Raw genomic sequence first — 15,914 nt, 5'->3', positions numbered from 1 at the left:
TCAATTTCGATTCATGCAAAGATATAACATTTTATGGGCTGATGACGAGATCGATCTGCTGAAACCTCATATCCTTTTTTTGAATGACAGGGGTTATGATGTTACTCCTGTAACCAGTGGGGCAGATGCGATTGAAGCGGTGGAAAAAAAGCCCTTTGACATAGTGTTCCTCGATGAGAATATGCCTGGAATGACAGGTCTGGAGACACTGAGTTATATCAAAGGCAATAGACCCTCATTACCAGTGGTAATGATTACCAAGAATGAAGAAGAGCATATTATGGAAGAGGCGATCGGGTCTAAGATTGCCGATTACCTGATTAAACCTCTCAACCCCAATCAGATACTTATTTCAGTCAAGAAACTACTCGATAATAAGCGATTGGTGAGTGAGCGTACCAATCTTCAGTATCAACAAGATTTCAGAAATATCAGCATGAAAGTTAATGACCGCATTGACTTTTCAGAGTGGGCTGAGATTTATAAAAAACTAGTCTACTGGGAGTTGGAGATTGACGGTACGGAAAACAAGAGCATGGCGGAAGTCCTTGAAATGCAGAAGGTTGAGGCCAATGCTAACTTCGCCAGATTCATAGAGGATGAGTATAGCTCATGGCTTAATGACCCTGATGAAGAGCGTCCTGTGCTTTCTCATCAACTCATGAGCAAAAAGGTGTTCCCGCACCTTAATGATGAACCCGTTTTTTTCATTCTGATTGATAATCTGAGGTTTGATCAATGGAAGGTAATTGAGAGTGAGGTGCTCAACTATTTCAACATGGTTGAAGAGTCGGCCTATTACTCCATTTTGCCAACAACTACTGCTTATGCCCGGAATGCTATATTTTCCGGAGAACTCCCTCTTGAAATGTCAAGAAAGTATCCTCATCTCTGGGTGCCAGATGATGACAATGAGGAGGGAAAGAATAACCATGAAGAAGAATTCCTGCTGGAGAACCTGAAAAAACACAGGTTGGATATCAAATCCAGCTATCATAAGATCATTCATGCCAACCAAGGCAAGCAGCTCAACGACAACTTTAACAATCTGTTGAATAACCAGCTCAATGTAGTGGTGTACAACTTTGTCGATATGTTGAGCCATGCCCGAACCGATATAAGAATGATAAAGGAACTGGCCGCAGATGAGTCTGCCTACCGGTCTTTGACCAGGTCGTGGTTTTTGCATTCCCCACTTTTCGACCTTTTGAGACTCATTGCCGACAAGGGTTTGAAAGCCATGATCACTACAGATCATGGGACTTATAGAGTTAAAAAACCCTTTAAGATTGCGGGAGACAGAAATGTCAATACCAATCTAAGGTATAAACAAGGTAAGAATCTGGGCTATAAAAGTACTGACGGAATTATTGAAGTGAGAAAACCAGAAGAAATTCATCTACCTAAACCCAATGTGTCTACTTCCTATGTGTTTGCCACGGAAGACACCTTCTTTGCTTATCCCAATAATTTCAACCATTACGTCAAGTATTATCGCGATACTTTCCAGCATGGAGGCGTATCTTTGGAGGAAATGATTATTCCCTTTATTTCATTAAATTCGAAAAGGGCCTAAAGTGAAGTGTCATGGTGATTCAGGTGAATGGTTTAGGTGAGCTGAAGGCTGCTGCCAGGCAAATCATCGAGTTTGCAGGCGAGGAGAAAATTTGGGTATTAAATGGAGAAATGGGGGCAGGGAAAACCACACTTTCTAAAGCGATATGTGCTGAGTTAGAAGTGCTGGATACTGTTCAGAGTCCTACTTTTTCAATAGTTAATGAATACCTGACTTTAAATGATGAGGTGATTTATCACTTTGACTTTTATAGATTAGAGCATCCGGAAGAAGCTTTGGCAATTGGTGTAGAAGAATATTTTGATTCCGGTAACTTATGTTTGATAGAATGGCCGCAGAAGATTGGAAGCCTTCTTCCGGAAAAACATATGGCTATTCAGATCGGAGTTTTGGGAAATGATCAACGGGAACTGACTTTAGAACACCATGGGAAGTAAAGAGAAATCGGGTTTTGAAGCTTTGGCAAAGGAAGGAAGCTTATATCCTCAGGAGCAACTAGTGAAACTGAAGGCAGGTAAGAAGAGCCTGTTAATCTCAGTTCCAAAAGAGGTTTCCTTACAGGAGAACCGCTTGAGTCTTACTCCGGCAGCCGTGGGCATTTTGGTTGCTAATGGACACAGAGTAATGGTTGAGCAGGGTGCCGGGGAGCATGCTTTTTTTACCGATGCTGAGTTCTCTGAAAACGGAGCCGAAATAGTGTACTCAAAAAAGGAAGCTTTTGAGGCCAACCTGGTTGTAAAGGTAGAACCACCTACCACCAAGGAGATCGACATGATGAAGCCCGGTTCTACTGTCATGTCCGCAATTCAGTTAGCGAATACTTCCGAAGCTTACTATGAGGCATTAAACAAGAATAAAATCACTTCTGTCGGTTTTGAATTTCTTCAGGATAAGGCAGGGGGGCTACCGATAGTGAACGCCATGAGTGAACTGGCTGGAAGCCTGGTTATTCCTATGGCTGTAGAATACCTCAGTAGTTCCAGTGGAGGTAAGGGAATTATTCTTGGAGGAATTACAGGTGTTCCTCCTACAAGGGTGATCATATTAGGTGCTGGCACAGTGGCCGAATATGCCGCCAGGGCGGCTTTAGGTCTTGGTGCCGAAGTACGAATCTTCGACAATGAAATTTATAAGCTGAGAAGGATCAAACACAAATTGGCGAACCAAGCCTTTACAGCCGTAATTGATAGTGCCACGCTGGGTCAGTCACTGGTTTCTGCAGATGTGGTCATTGGAGCACTGAGAGCAGAAAAAGGAAGAGCACGTTGTGTGGTCACTGAAGAAATGGTATCAACCATGAAACCCGGTTCAGTTATTATTGATGTGTCAATTGACCAGGGGGGCTGTATCGAGACTTCTGAAATTACTTCACATGACAGACCCACTTTCAGGAAGTTTGATGTGATACATTATTGTGTGCCCAATATTGCTTCAAGAGCTGCGAGGACTGCCACAACAGCATTGAGTAATATTCTTACACCAGTCATTCTCAAGATGGCAGACACCGGAGGGATAGATGATATGATCTATACCTATAATTGGTTCAGTAAAGGGGTTTACACCTATAAAGGATTTGCAACTAATTTGGAGATAGCCAAGCGATTCAACTTGCCCTATAAAGATTTGGGATTGTTAATGGCGGCCCGATTCTAGTGGCTCACCATGTCCTGACTGATGGCCTGAAAAAGTTCCACAGAAATTGAGCTTTCCTCTTCTTCTGTTTCCAGTTCGGTAAATTCAGATACACCGGAATAGTCCCTTAACTCATTGTTGTTGAGTGTTTTAAAGGCCATTGTCCATCTGTCGTAGACTCTCTGGGGAGACTCTTTCATGTGAAGCAAGAGAAACTCGCGGTGTCTGGGGTCACGCTTTATTTTGTCATATAAATCCAGAAGTACCTGAAAATCACCTTCCAGCAATTGTAGAAACTGACCTTCATGGAAGAGGAGGCAGCCTGTAATATTATTTTCAGAATTGAATTGACGTGCTGTTGTAAGAATTGTCTTCAATTCTTCTTCAGTTAATCCGGGTTTAGCGGTGCTCCTGTATATCAGTTCGTATAGCATAGATTAGACACTGGTGTCTTCAAGATAGGAAAATTGCCCTTAGCGAAAAACTACTTCTTCTTTATGGGCTAAACATCTTGTCCTGATAGTTGATAAAAGTGAGGATTCAAGTTGAAAATCATTCGAAACTATTTCATTCCTTTGCAAAATGTTGGAATTGAAAAGGGATGTTTTTCAGATGTGTTCTGAAAAAGTCAATCAAAGAATTGTTGCCCTTGAGCTGGAGTTGCAGAAGTTGGCAGAGTCGGCAGCCAGTGATACAAAAAGCTCCATGGGCGATAAATATGAAACTGCCCGTGAGATGATCAATCTTGAAAAGGAGAAGTTCAGTACGCAGTTGGCTGATGCGCAGAGAATGAAGCAGGTACTCGATGGGTTGGAGATGGAAAATGCCTCAGTCAAAGTGGTTAGCGGTACCCTCGTGAAAACTTCTACCTGTCTTTTCTTTTTAGCCGTTTCGCTAGGGAAGCTTGTAGTCAATGGCAAAGAGATTTTTGTTATCTCTCCGGCATCACCTGTTGGTCAGGAGCTGATGGGTAAGCAGGTCAATAACAGCATTATCTTTGCCGGGAAGCAGGAGCGAATCATTGCGGTTTCATAGAAGATACTTCTGGTTAGTCTAGTCAATAAAGGGCTCATCATCTTCCTGCTCTTCTCTTAGTTCAGTTTTAATGAAGGTATCTTCCATGAATTTACTTTCCTGCTTAATACAATTCGCAATGCCAATCATCCAGGCGACAATCAAAACTTTCAGCAGACTGAAAGCCTTGATTAACAAAATCTTAAAGCGCGATTTAGGCATGACGGGCCTTTGTCAATAGTCATGCCTTTTGTCAAAAAGGCCTAAAGTGCTGACACTTTGCCCTCAAACAGCAGCCAGCAATTAGGATCCAGTACTATTTTGGCAGGTTTTGAGTTCAACTCAGGTGTCCACTTTTGATTTTTCTGTGATACCGGAATGGTCCTGATTTCTGAACTTCCATCAGCATAGACTATTTCCACTTCCAGGTTAAACCGGAAATTCTCAGCTTGCAGTTGGTTGATGTTCATGTTGAGCTTTCCATCATCAAATGACCATGAAGCGTCAATTTCTGGCTGACCTGCCTGCATAATCCATTGATTGAAAAACTGGTCTAATTCCTTACCACTTACCGATTCGAAAACGTTTTTGAGATCTTCAGTCAAAGCATTGCTTAATTGATACTGATCGTAATACTGTCTTATGGCTTCCCAGAATGCCTCGTCACCCACTTCTTTCCTTAGCATATGTAGTACCCAGCCCCCTTTCTGATAGGAGTTGGTATTGAGTAAGTTCATATAGTTTTCTATCGAAGTATTGACAACAGGTACCCTGTTTTCTTTGCTGTAAGCAATTACTTGTTCTCTTTGCTGTTTTTCTCTTTCCACAAAATTGTCTCTGCCATATTTATGCTCCATGTAAAGGTTAGTGAAGTAAGTGGCAAAGCCTTCGCTGAGCCATACATGATGCCAGTTGGCTTCTGAAGCAGAGTTGCCAAACCATTGGTGGGCAATTTCATGAGCGATAAGACCTTCGGCACTACGAGTTCCGTTAACAGAATTTTCAGAATAGAAGATATTAGAGGCATTCTCCATGCCTCCAAACTGAGTCTTCGATTGTACATTGGCTAGCTTGGCGTAAGGATAAGGCCCAACATGATTGATGAACCAGTCAGTTACAGGTAATGCCAGTGCATAGTCGTAAAAGCCCTTTTCTCTATCCTGAGGGTATACCCATGAAGATATTGGGATATCGTAGATTTCACCGGTTACCTGAATGGCAAAACGAGCAGCACCAAATACCATTACTTTGGTAGGGAGTACAACATCCGATTTCCAATGGGTGAGGGTTAGCGATTCATTAATGTTTGTTCTTTCTACAAGCCGGCCATTACCAACCACCTGATAGTGTGCCGGAGCGGTGATGACCCACTCTACAGTCGCTTTGTCAGAAGGATGGTCTACAATGGGGAGCCAGTGTTTACCTCGGTCAGGCCAGTTGTCTCCAAAAAAGGTTCTGTCACCATATTTATTCTTAGAAATAATAAGTCCTGTTTCAGGAATCCCTGAATAGGCGATGAGAAATGTTTTTACCTCATTTTTCAGGGCTGAGTAGTTAATCGTCAATTGATCATTCTGATGAGTGAAAGGGACGCGTTGGTTATTCAGCATAACCGCATTGACCTTCATTCCCTTTTCTGCTCCCTGATTTACCAGGTCTAGTTGAAACTTGTCCTGATTCTTCAAAAAGCGAATACTCACATGGGCAATGCCATTGATCATGTCATTGTCATCATTGAGCTGTAGTTCGAACCTGTAGTGCTGAATGTCTATAGATGCAAGGCGTTCCTGATGCTTTTGAGCTATAGCCTGAAACGAAACAAGACATAGTATGGTAAGGACAAAGTGCTTCATGCTACCAAGCTAAGTAAATTTAGCTGATGATTGAAGTGTGATTACTAGTGCCATTGAGCAACACAACTTTTTTGATCAACAGAGTTTACTAAGACTAGGTACAATAGTAGTTTGTCAAGTACGGTTCATTGAAGTCGCATTTATTTTGAGGGGATGTTTTATCAATGAGATTTTCAGTATGAGTATAATTTTATGTAGATGGTTTGTGCTTATAATTGAATGATGTTATTATTAGAATTCATTTTAAAAAAATAAACATGAAAAAAGTATTTAAAATTGGAATGTTGTGTGTAGGTGTTTTATCATTAATGCTTACCACTAATGTCAAACTCGAAGCACATACAGTAAAGGCTATGGAAGTGATTTTCTATGATGAAAATGGGGATCCGGAGTCCACAGAATGTATTCTCTGTCTAGAGACTGGTAGATGTACAGTACTAAGTTGTACGCCAATTATTGAGTAAATTATATTGAACTTAATAAGGCCTGGAAACAGGCCTTTTGCCTTTAAAATGAGTGTAAGAAATATTTTGATTGCCTTTGCAGGTTTGGTAATAGTTGGTTGTACCAACAGTGAGAAAGAATCAGACAAAAGTCAACTATTTGAGCTTCAGTTAAATATTGAAGGAATGGTGGAGCTTGAGCTGGGTAATAACTACCCATCTTCGTTTGAAATAGCTTTATGGGGTGAGAAAAAAGTTATAATCGGTCAGGATAGAAGAAGAAACGAGGTGTTAATTTTTGATTTGAATGGAAGCCTGCTTCACAGAGTTAGTATTCCTACAATCAATGATCCTCTGGGAATGAATAGGATTTCCGATGTAAAGGTAATTAATCCTGATTCTATTTTGGTTTATGACTCTCAGTTTCTTAGGCTCGGCTTGTTCAATCCGCAAAGTGTAATGATTGATTTCTGGAAGTTACCGGAATTTTGGAATGGTGGTGCGAGCAGTGCTAATGTTGGAATTGTTGATGCTTATGTTCAGGAAGGTGATTTACTTGTTGAGCTGACGGCATTTGAAAATATATACCCAATCTCACAAAAGGAGTTTTATGAAAGCTCTTCTTTACTACACTCCATAAATCTTAGTGAAAGAAAAGTGTTTTCCAGGCTTAAGTATCCGAAGGAGTCTCCCTATCGAGATGAGCTGTTTTATGCTGGCTTTTCACCATCTGTTGTCAAAACAGATAAATCATATGTGGTTTCCTTTCCATTTGATCACGACATTTATGTATATGGAGCAGATTTGGCTTCATATGACGTAATTGTTAGTAGACCTAATGCATTTCCTGATGCTTCCGGAGAGCCCTTCGGAGCACAGCAGAAGAATAATGACATACTCATTACAAGGAAGCTCAATGGGTTTGGGTTGAAAATGAAGAACTCTTTCCAGATGAAATCTGTAGGTGCTTGTGTGATAAGGGTCTACCGTGAAGCACTTGGTAATGATGATCGAATTCCGAATGACAGAGCTTCTTTTTCTTCTAAGGATTTTCCTCCGACTTTCAATCTTGAATTATTTCAGATTAATCAGAGTAACCCGAAAAAGATAGGAGAGATATTGGACATATCAGGTAAGAATTTAGGGAATTTTATTGGTCAGGATGATCAGGGTTATCTGTACTTTTTGGAGTACAATGACTTGGTCGAGGAGCCAAGAATAGTTAAGGTTAGTTTAACTATTCAAAACTAAGTTCGACTTTTTGATCAGGCCAAAAAGAATAAAAAGACAAGTGGGAAGATGGCTCCAACCAGTGCAAACCAGATTCCTCTTTTCTTAAAGCTGTTTTTGCCGCTGGCGATGAACATTCCGGTTACTGAGATAAATACCATGGCAACTCCAAAAATATCAGAGTACCAAACCCAGGCAGGATTCGTGGTTTGGTGAAGGTCAGCCATTTCGGCCAGCACATAGCGTCTCCCAAAAAAGTCTACTTTTCCTTCTCCGGTTTCCAGACTTACTTCGGCCAAAGCATCCTCAAAATAGATGCGCAAGTTGCCTTCCTGAATGCGGAACATTCTGTATTCATTACCCACATTGGTCTGAGGAATCAAAGACTTGACATAGTCATCATCTATGGCATCTGCTGCGCGGGTCAACTCAATCTTTAATGGTTCAGAGTCGAAAGTATACTGACGTGAGTTAAAAGTTCTTCTGTGGTTAAGAGCAATTCCTGAAATGGAGAAGGCAATGATTAACCCAACAAAGAGGTAAGCAATATCTCTGTGATAATTACGGCAGAAATTTTTGAACTTTCGCATCTATATTTATTTAGACTGATTTTAAATAGACTGCAAAAGTAGAACTGAATTTTAAATTTTCAAGGCTTGGTAGATTTATTTTTCCGGGAGAGATTTAATGCATCCCCACTTTCCCTTTCATGGACTCGAAGATCTTTTTAGAGTCGAAGCCGATACCATCTTTGAATACCGTTACAATTTTTCTGATGTTGCTAATGTCTGCCTCTAAATCTCCATCAATCAGTACCAGGTCTGCCTGCTTGCCCATCTCAACGGAACCGACTTTATCGGCTCTTTCGAGATAAGTTGCTCCATTAAGAGAGGAAATTTTAATGGCTTCTACGGTAGAAAAACCTGCTTCAATCAAGAGCTCAATCAACCTCATGTTACCATAGCCGGCAACGGTTCGTCCTGCTCCGGTGGGGTCAGTACCTGCCATGAGATGTCCACCCATGTCGTAGAATTTTCTTTCCCAGGCCATTTGTTTTTTGAAGGAAGCGATGGAGGCAGAATCTCTTCCCTGTCTTCTTTCATGACTTCTTTCCAGGCTTTCTCTGATCTCCGGACTCATAGCTTCTAAGCCACCACCTAAAACTACTTCCCTGTTGGTATAAGGCTCAAAAACAGGAAGAGTTGAGGTGACTGCCACATTCTTCTCTATTAGAAACTTCATAAGTGCCTCCATTTCAGGACTGTCTTCAGGAAGCTCCGATAAGGCCTGTCCTCTTTTAAAAGCAGGACAGAAATTATCCACTTTGTCATCCACGAAATCTGAGCTTTGAAAAAAGCCATGTTCTATGTTGTCGATGCCTATTTCGGCAGCTTCGCGATAAGTTACTGAGCAGATATGTCCGGTTACTTTTTTACCCTGCGCATGTGCAGCATTTACTACAGCCTGTAAGTCTTCTTTTGTTATATTCTGATAAACCTTGAAGGAATTAATTCCTCTCTTGCCCCAATACTCAACCATTTCGATTCCGTCTTCAGGACTTTCAATAATTCCTACCTCAGGTACAGGAGTGCCGGCTCGCTCAATAAAGGGGCCGGTGAGATCCATTTTTGGACCAAGCATTCTGCCTTCTTCGATCCACTTTCTGATGTTTAAATCGGTTTGCGGTTCAATGCTTCCTGCTGTACGAATGGTGGTTACTCCACCTGCCAGATAGAGCCGGGGAAAGGTAAAGGTCATTTGAGCTACGCTAAATACACCATCGAAAGGTTTAGGATAGAATATATGCTCGTGTAGCATGACCAGTCCCGGAATCAAGGTCTTTCCTGTTCCGTCTATGGTAGTGTAGTCAGCAGGGTAGGTGATCTGGCTGGTATTGCCAATTTGGGTGATGACTCCGTTTTCAAAAATGACTGTTTGATTTTCTTTTGCCGGAGCACCGGTACCATCTATTAATTTGACATTGGTGATCGCTATGGCTTTCTCCTGATGAGTCACATAAGGAGCGACAGTTCTGGAAAAATTCTGAGCTATAGCGGTAAGAGATAGGAAAAGTATAGCGAGGGTGAAAAGAGGCTTCTGTTTCATAATCGATTGAGAATAGACTGAAAGTTAAACAATTAGATTCAACCAATTTTTAGCCCTAATTGCAAATATGATGTGTGGCGAATAAATTGAAACATGGAAAGTCTTGTAAATTTCTTTAATAACATCCCCACGGAATTCAGAGCCGGAATTCTTATTGGTGGTATTGTCTTGTTTTGGGTGCTTGAGGGTACTTTGCCATTGTTTAGCTTTCAATACAAGAAAATCAGGCATGCGGGGATTAACCTGTTTTTTACGCTGACTACCATAATCATCGGGTTTGGGTTGGCCAGAGTGTTACTGTATGCCTCGGACCTGGTAGCTGATCATCGTTTCGGGTTACTTTATATCATCGACTTACCACTGTGGGCACAATTGGTGGTAGGTGTTCTTCTGCTCGACCTGATTGGTGCTTATTTCGTTCACTGGACTGAGCACAAAGTTCGCTGGATGTGGAAGTTTCATTTGGTACATCATACCGACACCGCTGTAGATGTTACGACAGGCTTAAGACACCACCCAGGCGAAACGGTCTTCAGAATAGGCTTTACCATTCTGGCGGTTATGATTGTGGGTGCTCCAATGTGGATCATTATGTTCTATCAGAGTATGTCGGTGCTGTTTGCTCACATTACCCATGCTAATATCAATATGCCGAGGTCAGTGGATAGGGCGCTTTCATGGGTATTCATTACACCGTTGATGCACAAGGTACATCACCACTACACTCAACCCTTAACCGATACCAACTACGGTAATATCTTCTCTTTCTGGGATCGTATTTTTGGTACGTTTGCTCAGGTAGATGACACAAGAGAACTGAAATATGGCATCGATACGCATATGGACCCCAAAGAAAATGATGAGATGGCTAACTTGCTCAAGATTCCTTTTCAGCCGTACAGACCTCCGGTAGGTACCAAATTTGGAGAACAAGAGGTTGCGGCCGATGCCAGGGCATTACCATAAGAACGAGCATGCTTTCCATTAATGAAATGAAATCCAGGCTGGCGAAGCCGGGTCGTATTGTTGCTATTACTGTACGACCTGCAAGAAGAATGACGCCCATTGAAATACCTTCTGTCAATGCCATAGCGAAGAGGGGTCTGGAAGGAGACCATTACTCTTCCAACGGGGGAAAGCGACAGGTCACTCTTATCATGTCTGAACATCTGGCAGCTGCTGCTTCCATTCTCGGCTTAGAACAGCTTGATCCACCTTTAGTTCGCAGAAATATTATTACTCAGGGTATCAACCTTCTTTCATTGAAAGATAAAAGGTTTCGAATTGGTGAAGTCTTACTCGAATATACAGGAGAGTGTCACCCGTGCTCACGGATGGAGGAGAACCTGGGAGAAGGAGGCTATAATGCTATGAGAGGACATGGTGGTATTACGGCCAGGATTCTGGAGAGTGGAATGATCCATCAGGGAGATGAGATCACTCTGGCTTAATCACCACCTACTAACCAGGGGCGTTTCCAGATGGATATACCAATTGGCCCAACCCCACCAGGGGAAGGAGACGCTGGTGAGATCAGTATTCGGATCAATGATGTACTGAGGTTCTCTTCCGTTCAACGAGGCCAGCGCTTCGGCATAAACAGCTACATCAACCCCCATGAGGGCAAACTCTTCTTTGAGGAACTGGGCAAAATGCCAGATCATGTAAGGTTTGCCATGCATATCATCAGCCTGCCATTCCTGAAGGTATCCAGCCAGGTCGGGTACTATGCGCTCTCCGTTAGCTTTGTTTTCTAAAAAGAAGGTGGTCTGACCCGATTTACTCCTGAGCTTCATATGCCATGCATATCTGTGTCCTCCTTCGGTCCAATGTACATTACCGGGAATCATCAGGTGTCGAAGTGGAAGGGTAATTTGAAGGAAGACAAAGATGAATAATGCCCAAAAGGTGACTTTTTGGATTAATGGACCCGGGACTTTAAACTGCTCAAACTGTGCCTGACTAATGTCTTTGACTCTATTGGTGATTAACTGCAATGCCTTTCTGGGCCAGTCAGGTGAAAAGAAAATGGTGGTGGCCCCAATCATAAACCAAGGAAAAATACCTATGCTGAAAAGCTGTGAATTCATCAGGTGGAAGGCAGTAATCAATATAAATGCCGGCCAACGTGTCTTTCTCCATAATAAAAGAGGGACGATGAAAAGATCCAGGGCCAGGCCGGCATAAGAGATCAGTAAAATCATCCATTGCTCATCGAAATACTGTCCGATCAGAGGGAAGCCCGGATTCAGCCAAATTGCCAAAGGGTATCCCTGAAGCCAATCCGGATTCAGTTTGGCAATGCCACCAAAGAAATAGGGGACGGCAACAATAAATCGTAGCAGCCAAAGCGACCATTGGGGTGCAAGAGGAGTTTTAATCCTTTTCCAGAGTTGGGCATCAATAGACCAGTTGTGATGTGCGGGAAGAAAAATCATCAGAAAACTCACGAGAACAACCAGGTAGAAGTGGTTCAGGTATCGTGCTTGTTCCAGTAAGAAAGTATAGCTGAAAAGTAGAAAGAAGATGCTGGTAGAAATTCTGTACAAGAAACCCAGTGTAATAAAGATGGCCAGCAAACCTAGCACTCCCCAAAGCCAGTACATATAATCACCCGGAAGAGGTTTCAGGTGGAAAGGGGCATAGCTGAAGTTGTAGTAAGGTTCTATCCAATAACGGTGTATCCACCCATACCGAAAGTATCGGGTCACTTCCCAAAACATGATGCCTCCGAATAGTATTCGAAAGAGTACCAGAAAGGCATTGTCAACCGGTTGAAAAAGCTGATGCTTTATATTCCAATACTTTGTCTCCCTTGTTTCTGATAATGGCATGCCCCTGATCTAAGCTCTTAAAACTATATATTAAAGCTACCAGATGGAAGTATTCCCTTTAGATTCAGGTGATTAATCGTTCAATTTTCTTCGAAAAACTGAACCTTAGTAATCATCTGACGTCACTAGGTCAAATTTTGAATAGAAGAATTAATGTCATCCCGATTATCTCAAGATGAAGAAAGACTAAAGGCACATTTCCTTGTCCTGAGAAGTCAATTGGGAGATAATGAGGCTTTTGCAGAACTCTACAAATCGTTTAGTCAACGTACTTTTCGATTATTGACAGGACTTTTGAAGAACGATTTGGCCAGGGACCTTAATCAGGAGGTGTGGCTTTCGGTTTACAAACGCATCTCTTCTTTGGATGACCCGGGACGTTTCAGGACATGGCTCTTTCAAATTACCCGGAATACGGCTATAGACCACTTCCGAAGTTCTAAAAGACAAGCCGAGCTCTACGATGCCTGGAGTGATGAGATGGCAGACCCTGTTACGGACTTAGATGATTTTGAGGTACCTCCTGGACCTGTGTTGGGCAAGGTACTGGAAGAACTTTCCGCTCGATTGAGAGAAGTGGTTGTACTCAACTTTTATGAGGGTATGGATTATGAAGAAATAGCTTTGATTTTGGGTGTTTCTCTGGGAACCGTAAAGTCGAGACTATTCAACGCCAAAGTGAAAATTAAAGAATTGATAAAACATAAAGTTTAATGCTATGAATAAGACAGACGAAATGAATGATCAGGTTTGGAACATGATCAATAAGGAGAAACAAAAGGATAAATTTTTAAAGACCGTTAGTGCCGTGGCATGGGGTGTTACGTTGCTGGTGCTGATAACCTTCGGTGTTTATACTTGGATGGACTTCAGCAGGACCCTGAGGTTATATAATAACGGAATGATGCGATTCGAGAACGTAATCAGTACTACTATACCCTTTCTGATTATTCTGGGTTCGATTAGTCTATTAATGGCTATTTTGGCTACAATAGGTAGGTTTTTGCGGCTAAGAACAACCAGTCTGCTAGAGTTACAGCAGAGGTTGGCTAACCTGGAAAAATTAATTGTGAATAAGGATTAGTTGCCCTGGCAGTCTGAGATGGCTTTTTCCAGAATATCGATAACCTTGTCAGTGTTCATGCCAATCATGCTGGCAGGAAAGCCCACTTCAAGGTTCTCGATAGTCAGAGTCTGGTTTTCCGGACTGAAAGCATAGTCCAGTGAAATACCGTTTTTACTAAGATACCCTGAATGGCCAGTCATTTCAATGCCCTGGCCTTTCAGTTTGGCGGCCAGGCAATCGAATACGGTCGGACTAATTTGATCAAACTGCTTCGTCATCTTCTTCTTGTTCTACTTCAGCCAAAGGTCTGAAATTTCCTTCCGGTAAGCGTTCTCCCTCTTTGTAGTGATGGAATACTTCGAGAATCGGAGATTCTTTTACTTCCGGCACTACAAAGGTGACCAGCATGTTGTTCAGGCTTTCATGAATACGTTCGAAAGCCATTTTTACATCCATGGCAGTAACCAGCATGATATTAGTTACTTTCTTTTCTTTGCCACTATCGGCATCAGCAACCATGTAGGTGACTTTAGCCTGGTAGAACTGGTCGGCATCTTTGTATTCAAATACATCTATGATTTTACTTTTGGCAATACTGGTTACGGCAAATTCCCCCATCACACGTTGTCCCATCTCTTCATAGATTCTTGCCTCTGCTTCGGTAAAAGAAAGCGCATCGGCCAGGTAAGCTTCAGTTACATTTTTGAGTCGGCCGTGTTCGTCTTCTTTTTGATATTTTACTTTACAGGTAAACCAGGTTTTCATTCGATGTATTTTAAATGGACTGCGAAGTTAAGAGGGAAAGCATGAAAATGAAACGTTTTCGTCAGCTGTAAAGCGAGTTTCTTTGTTATTCTGAAAAAGGTGGCTAGAAAGCGGATTTAACTTTGATAGAAATAGGTCTGGGTTTCGGCACTGCGAAGTACGAAGCAGCCTCCAAGCTTCAGAGATTGCTTCGTCCTACGTCCTCGCAAAGACGTAACCGAGACCTCTCTGCCAGACTCCCGGTTCAGGCGGATTCTTAGAATCACCAATACTGAATCGCATTAAAGAAAAGATCATCCCAATTAGGGTCGAGGTTTTAGATTAAATAGTGGTTTTGTTATCTCGAACCATTCCTTAGACTAGGTATCTCGAATTGCACCGAGTACTTTCCATAAAAGAAGTTTCGGTTTCGTCACTGCGAGGTACGAAGCAGCCTCCAAGGTTTTGAGATTGCTTCGTCCTGCGTCCTCGCAAGGACGTTACCGATACCTCTCTGCTAGACTTCTGGTCCAAGCGGGTTCCGACAACTACCAATACTGAATCGCATTAAAGAAGAGATCATCCCAATTAGGGTTGAGGTTTTAGATTAAATAGTGGTTTTATTATCTCGAACCTTCCCATAGACTAGATATCTCGAATTGCACCGAATATTTTCTACAAAGGAAGTTTCGGTTTCGTCACTGCGAGGCACGAAGCAGTCCCAAGGTTTTGAGATTGCTTCGTCCTACGTCCTCGCAAAGACGTTACCGATGCCTCTGTGCCAGGCTTCCGGGTCAAGCAGATTCTAAGAACTACCAATACTGAATTTCATTAAGGAAGAGGTCATCCCAATTAGGGTTAAGATTCTCGATCAAATCCAGTTTTTGTTGTCTCGAACCTCCTTTGAGTCTTTTCTCTTCTGCTATTGCCGACTCTATATGATTGAAGGAATTATAGTAAACCAATTTGGTACACTTGTACCTGGCTGTAAATGATTTTGGGAAATGATGTTCACGATGCTGAATGACTCTTGAGACCAAATCGGAGGTGACCCCAACGTATAGCGTTGTGTGATACTTATTGGTCATGATATAGACGAATCCTCCCTTTGGCATGGTCATATTAAATATATGGAATTGTACCAAGTATCGTTTACCGATGAGGTTTTGGTTCCGTCACTGCGAGGTACGAAGCAGCCTCCAAGGTTTTGAGATTGCTTCGTCCTGCGTCCTCGCAAAGACGTTACCGAGGCCTCTCTGCCAGACTTCCGGGTCAAGCAGACTCTAAGAACTACCAATACTGAATCTCATTAAGGAAGAGATCATCCCAATTAGGGTTGAGGTTTTAGATTAAATAGTGGTTTTATTATCTCGAACCTTCCCATAGTCTAGATATCTCGAATTGCACGGAGTATTT

Annotated in this window: 19 protein-coding genes; 10 read left to right on the top strand and 9 right to left on the bottom strand. The window is 42.2% G+C overall.

The genetic code is table 11. The features are described from left to right. Positions 1-13 precede the first annotated feature (13 nt). The 3 genes from ACOOEY_RS06005 to ACOOEY_RS05995 are packed head-to-tail and all read left to right on the top strand — an operon-like array spanning position 14 to position 3,229. Positions 14-1,576 carry a PglZ domain-containing protein gene (locus tag ACOOEY_RS06005; protein WP_420387773.1) on the top strand — a complete coding sequence of 521 codons (1,563 nt, stop codon included), beginning with the start codon at positions 14-16 and terminating at the stop codon, positions 1,574-1,576. Between the two features lie 11 nt (positions 1,577-1,587). Then, a complete protein-coding gene (tsaE, locus tag ACOOEY_RS06000) occupies positions 1,588-2,013 on the top strand; it encodes a tRNA (adenosine(37)-N6)-threonylcarbamoyltransferase complex ATPase subunit type 1 TsaE (RefSeq protein WP_420387772.1) in 426 nt (141 codons plus the stop codon). Beyond that, positions 2,003-3,229, top strand: a complete 1,227-nt coding sequence (locus ACOOEY_RS05995; RefSeq protein ID WP_420387771.1) for an alanine dehydrogenase — start codon at positions 2,003-2,005, stop codon at positions 3,227-3,229. The genes tsaE and ACOOEY_RS05995 overlap by 11 nt, the downstream gene beginning before the upstream one ends. Here ACOOEY_RS05995 and ACOOEY_RS05990 read toward each other — a convergent pair. Further along, positions 3,226-3,642 carry a BLUF domain-containing protein gene (locus ACOOEY_RS05990; RefSeq protein ID WP_420387770.1) on the bottom strand — a complete coding sequence of 139 codons (417 nt, stop codon included), beginning with the start codon at positions 3,640-3,642 and terminating at the stop codon, positions 3,226-3,228. The genes ACOOEY_RS05995 and ACOOEY_RS05990 overlap by 4 nt on opposite strands. 157 nt (positions 3,643-3,799) lie before the next feature. On the opposite strand from ACOOEY_RS05990, the gene ACOOEY_RS05985 reads away from it, so the two are divergent. Continuing rightward, the gene (locus ACOOEY_RS05985; protein ID WP_420387769.1) at positions 3,800-4,243 is read left to right on the top strand and encodes a 3-oxoacyl-ACP synthase; all 444 of its coding nucleotides are present in this window, start codon (positions 3,800-3,802) and stop codon (positions 4,241-4,243) included. Between the two features lie 18 nt (positions 4,244-4,261). On the opposite strand, the gene ACOOEY_RS05980 is transcribed toward ACOOEY_RS05985, so the two are convergent. Both ACOOEY_RS05980 and ACOOEY_RS05975 read right to left on the bottom strand, forming a co-directional pair. Continuing rightward, complete coding sequence (locus tag ACOOEY_RS05980) at positions 4,262-4,444, bottom strand: hypothetical protein (protein ID WP_420387768.1); 183 nt, start codon at positions 4,442-4,444, stop codon at positions 4,262-4,264. 41 nt (positions 4,445-4,485) lie between these two features. After that, positions 4,486-6,075 carry a M1 family metallopeptidase gene (locus ACOOEY_RS05975; RefSeq protein ID WP_420387767.1) on the bottom strand — a complete coding sequence of 530 codons (1,590 nt, stop codon included), beginning with the start codon at positions 6,073-6,075 and terminating at the stop codon, positions 4,486-4,488. Positions 6,076-6,332: 257 nt separating this feature from the next. Between ACOOEY_RS05975 and ACOOEY_RS05970 the strand changes: the two genes are divergently transcribed. Both ACOOEY_RS05970 and ACOOEY_RS05965 read left to right on the top strand, forming a co-directional pair. Then, positions 6,333-6,539, top strand: coding sequence for a hypothetical protein (locus tag ACOOEY_RS05970; protein ID WP_420387766.1), 207 nt, complete (start codon positions 6,333-6,335; stop codon positions 6,537-6,539). 48 nt (positions 6,540-6,587) lie between these two features. Then, on the top strand, positions 6,588-7,769 hold the full coding sequence (locus tag ACOOEY_RS05965; RefSeq protein ID WP_420387765.1) for a hypothetical protein: 1,182 nt from the start codon (positions 6,588-6,590) through the stop codon (positions 7,767-7,769). Positions 7,770-7,783: 14 nt separating this feature from the next. Here ACOOEY_RS05965 and ACOOEY_RS05960 read toward each other — a convergent pair whose 3' ends face one another. Both ACOOEY_RS05960 and ACOOEY_RS05955 read right to left on the bottom strand, forming a co-directional pair. Then, a complete protein-coding gene (locus tag ACOOEY_RS05960; RefSeq protein WP_420387764.1) occupies positions 7,784-8,338 on the bottom strand; it encodes a PepSY-associated TM helix domain-containing protein in 555 nt (184 codons plus the stop codon). 94 nt (positions 8,339-8,432) lie between these two features. Further along, positions 8,433-9,854, bottom strand: coding sequence for an amidohydrolase family protein (locus ACOOEY_RS05955; RefSeq protein WP_420387763.1), 1,422 nt, complete (start codon positions 9,852-9,854; stop codon positions 8,433-8,435). Between the two features lie 93 nt (positions 9,855-9,947). Here ACOOEY_RS05955 and ACOOEY_RS05950 point away from each other — a divergent pair, with 93 nt between their 5' ends. Both ACOOEY_RS05950 and ACOOEY_RS05945 read left to right on the top strand, forming a co-directional pair. Further along, entirely contained in the window at positions 9,948-10,820 is an 873-nt protein-coding gene (locus tag ACOOEY_RS05950; RefSeq protein ID WP_420387762.1) for a sterol desaturase family protein, read from the top strand. Between the two features lie 8 nt (positions 10,821-10,828). After that, positions 10,829-11,305, top strand: coding sequence for an MOSC domain-containing protein (locus ACOOEY_RS05945; protein WP_420387761.1), 477 nt, complete (start codon positions 10,829-10,831; stop codon positions 11,303-11,305). Here the strand turns inward: ACOOEY_RS05945 and ACOOEY_RS05940 are convergent, their stop codons facing one another. After that, positions 11,306-12,688: an HTTM domain-containing protein gene (locus tag ACOOEY_RS05940; protein ID WP_420387760.1), complete on the bottom strand. Its 1,383-nt coding sequence runs from the start codon at positions 12,686-12,688 to the stop codon at positions 11,306-11,308. Between the two features lie 153 nt (positions 12,689-12,841). Here ACOOEY_RS05940 and ACOOEY_RS05935 point away from each other — a divergent pair, with 153 nt between their 5' ends. Further along, a complete protein-coding gene (locus ACOOEY_RS05935) occupies positions 12,842-13,402 on the top strand; it encodes an RNA polymerase sigma factor (RefSeq protein WP_420387759.1) in 561 nt (186 codons plus the stop codon). Positions 13,403-13,406: 4 nt separating this feature from the next. Next, positions 13,407-13,772: a hypothetical protein gene (locus tag ACOOEY_RS05930; protein ID WP_420387758.1), complete on the top strand. Its 366-nt coding sequence runs from the start codon at positions 13,407-13,409 to the stop codon at positions 13,770-13,772. Here the strand turns inward: ACOOEY_RS05930 and ACOOEY_RS05925 are convergent. From ACOOEY_RS05925 to ACOOEY_RS05915, 3 genes are all read right to left on the bottom strand, one after another. After that, on the bottom strand, positions 13,769-14,032 hold the full coding sequence (locus tag ACOOEY_RS05925; protein WP_420387757.1) for a hypothetical protein: 264 nt from the start codon (positions 14,030-14,032) through the stop codon (positions 13,769-13,771). The genes ACOOEY_RS05930 and ACOOEY_RS05925 overlap by 4 nt on opposite strands. Then, entirely contained in the window at positions 14,016-14,519 is a 504-nt protein-coding gene (locus ACOOEY_RS05920; RefSeq protein ID WP_420387756.1) for a DUF4494 domain-containing protein, read from the bottom strand. Before ACOOEY_RS05920 ends, ACOOEY_RS05925 begins: the two co-directional genes overlap by 17 nt. A gap of 791 nt (positions 14,520-15,310) precedes the next feature. After that, entirely contained in the window at positions 15,311-15,619 is a 309-nt protein-coding gene (locus ACOOEY_RS05915; protein WP_420387755.1) for a GIY-YIG nuclease family protein, read from the bottom strand. Positions 15,620-15,914: the final 295 nt, after the last annotated feature.

The sequence above is a fragment of the Roseivirga sp. genome (assembly GCF_965216855.1).
Classification (GTDB): domain Bacteria; phylum Bacteroidota; class Bacteroidia; order Cytophagales; family Cyclobacteriaceae; genus Roseivirga.
Note: the sequence above shows the minus strand (reverse complement) of the source record. Positions and strands in the feature narration are given on the sequence as shown.

What these genes read in the sequence shown, in the direction of transcription:
- ACOOEY_RS06005 (WP_420387773.1), top strand. Translation starts at nt 14, where the DNA reads ATGCAAAGATATAACATTTTATGGGCTGATGACGAGATCGATCTGCTG.
- tsaE (WP_420387772.1), top strand. Translation starts at nt 1,588, where the DNA reads ATGGTGATTCAGGTGAATGGTTTAGGTGAGCTGAAGGCTGCTGCCAGG.
- ACOOEY_RS05995 (WP_420387771.1), top strand. Translation starts at nt 2,003, where the DNA reads ATGGGAAGTAAAGAGAAATCGGGTTTTGAAGCTTTGGCAAAGGAAGGA.
- ACOOEY_RS05990 (WP_420387770.1), bottom strand. Translation starts at nt 3,642, where the DNA reads ATGCTATACGAACTGATATACAGGAGCACCGCTAAACCCGGATTAACT.
- ACOOEY_RS05980 (WP_420387768.1), bottom strand. Translation starts at nt 4,444, where the DNA reads ATGCCTAAATCGCGCTTTAAGATTTTGTTAATCAAGGCTTTCAGTCTG.
- ACOOEY_RS05975 (WP_420387767.1), bottom strand. Translation starts at nt 6,075, where the DNA reads ATGAAGCACTTTGTCCTTACCATACTATGTCTTGTTTCGTTTCAGGCT.
- ACOOEY_RS05970 (WP_420387766.1), top strand. Translation starts at nt 6,333, where the DNA reads ATGAAAAAAGTATTTAAAATTGGAATGTTGTGTGTAGGTGTTTTATCA.
- ACOOEY_RS05965 (WP_420387765.1), top strand. Translation starts at nt 6,588, where the DNA reads ATGAGTGTAAGAAATATTTTGATTGCCTTTGCAGGTTTGGTAATAGTT.
- ACOOEY_RS05960 (WP_420387764.1), bottom strand. Translation starts at nt 8,338, where the DNA reads ATGCGAAAGTTCAAAAATTTCTGCCGTAATTATCACAGAGATATTGCT.
- ACOOEY_RS05955 (WP_420387763.1), bottom strand. Translation starts at nt 9,854, where the DNA reads ATGAAACAGAAGCCTCTTTTCACCCTCGCTATACTTTTCCTATCTCTT.
- ACOOEY_RS05950 (WP_420387762.1), top strand. Translation starts at nt 9,948, where the DNA reads ATGGAAAGTCTTGTAAATTTCTTTAATAACATCCCCACGGAATTCAGA.
- ACOOEY_RS05945 (WP_420387761.1), top strand. Translation starts at nt 10,829, where the DNA reads ATGCTTTCCATTAATGAAATGAAATCCAGGCTGGCGAAGCCGGGTCGT.
- ACOOEY_RS05940 (WP_420387760.1), bottom strand. Translation starts at nt 12,688, where the DNA reads ATGCCATTATCAGAAACAAGGGAGACAAAGTATTGGAATATAAAGCAT.
- ACOOEY_RS05935 (WP_420387759.1), top strand. Translation starts at nt 12,842, where the DNA reads ATGTCATCCCGATTATCTCAAGATGAAGAAAGACTAAAGGCACATTTC.
- ACOOEY_RS05930 (WP_420387758.1), top strand. Translation starts at nt 13,407, where the DNA reads ATGAATAAGACAGACGAAATGAATGATCAGGTTTGGAACATGATCAAT.
- ACOOEY_RS05925 (WP_420387757.1), bottom strand. Translation starts at nt 14,032, where the DNA reads ATGACGAAGCAGTTTGATCAAATTAGTCCGACCGTATTCGATTGCCTG.
- ACOOEY_RS05920 (WP_420387756.1), bottom strand. Translation starts at nt 14,519, where the DNA reads ATGAAAACCTGGTTTACCTGTAAAGTAAAATATCAAAAAGAAGACGAA.
- ACOOEY_RS05915 (WP_420387755.1), bottom strand. Translation starts at nt 15,619, where the DNA reads ATGACCATGCCAAAGGGAGGATTCGTCTATATCATGACCAATAAGTAT.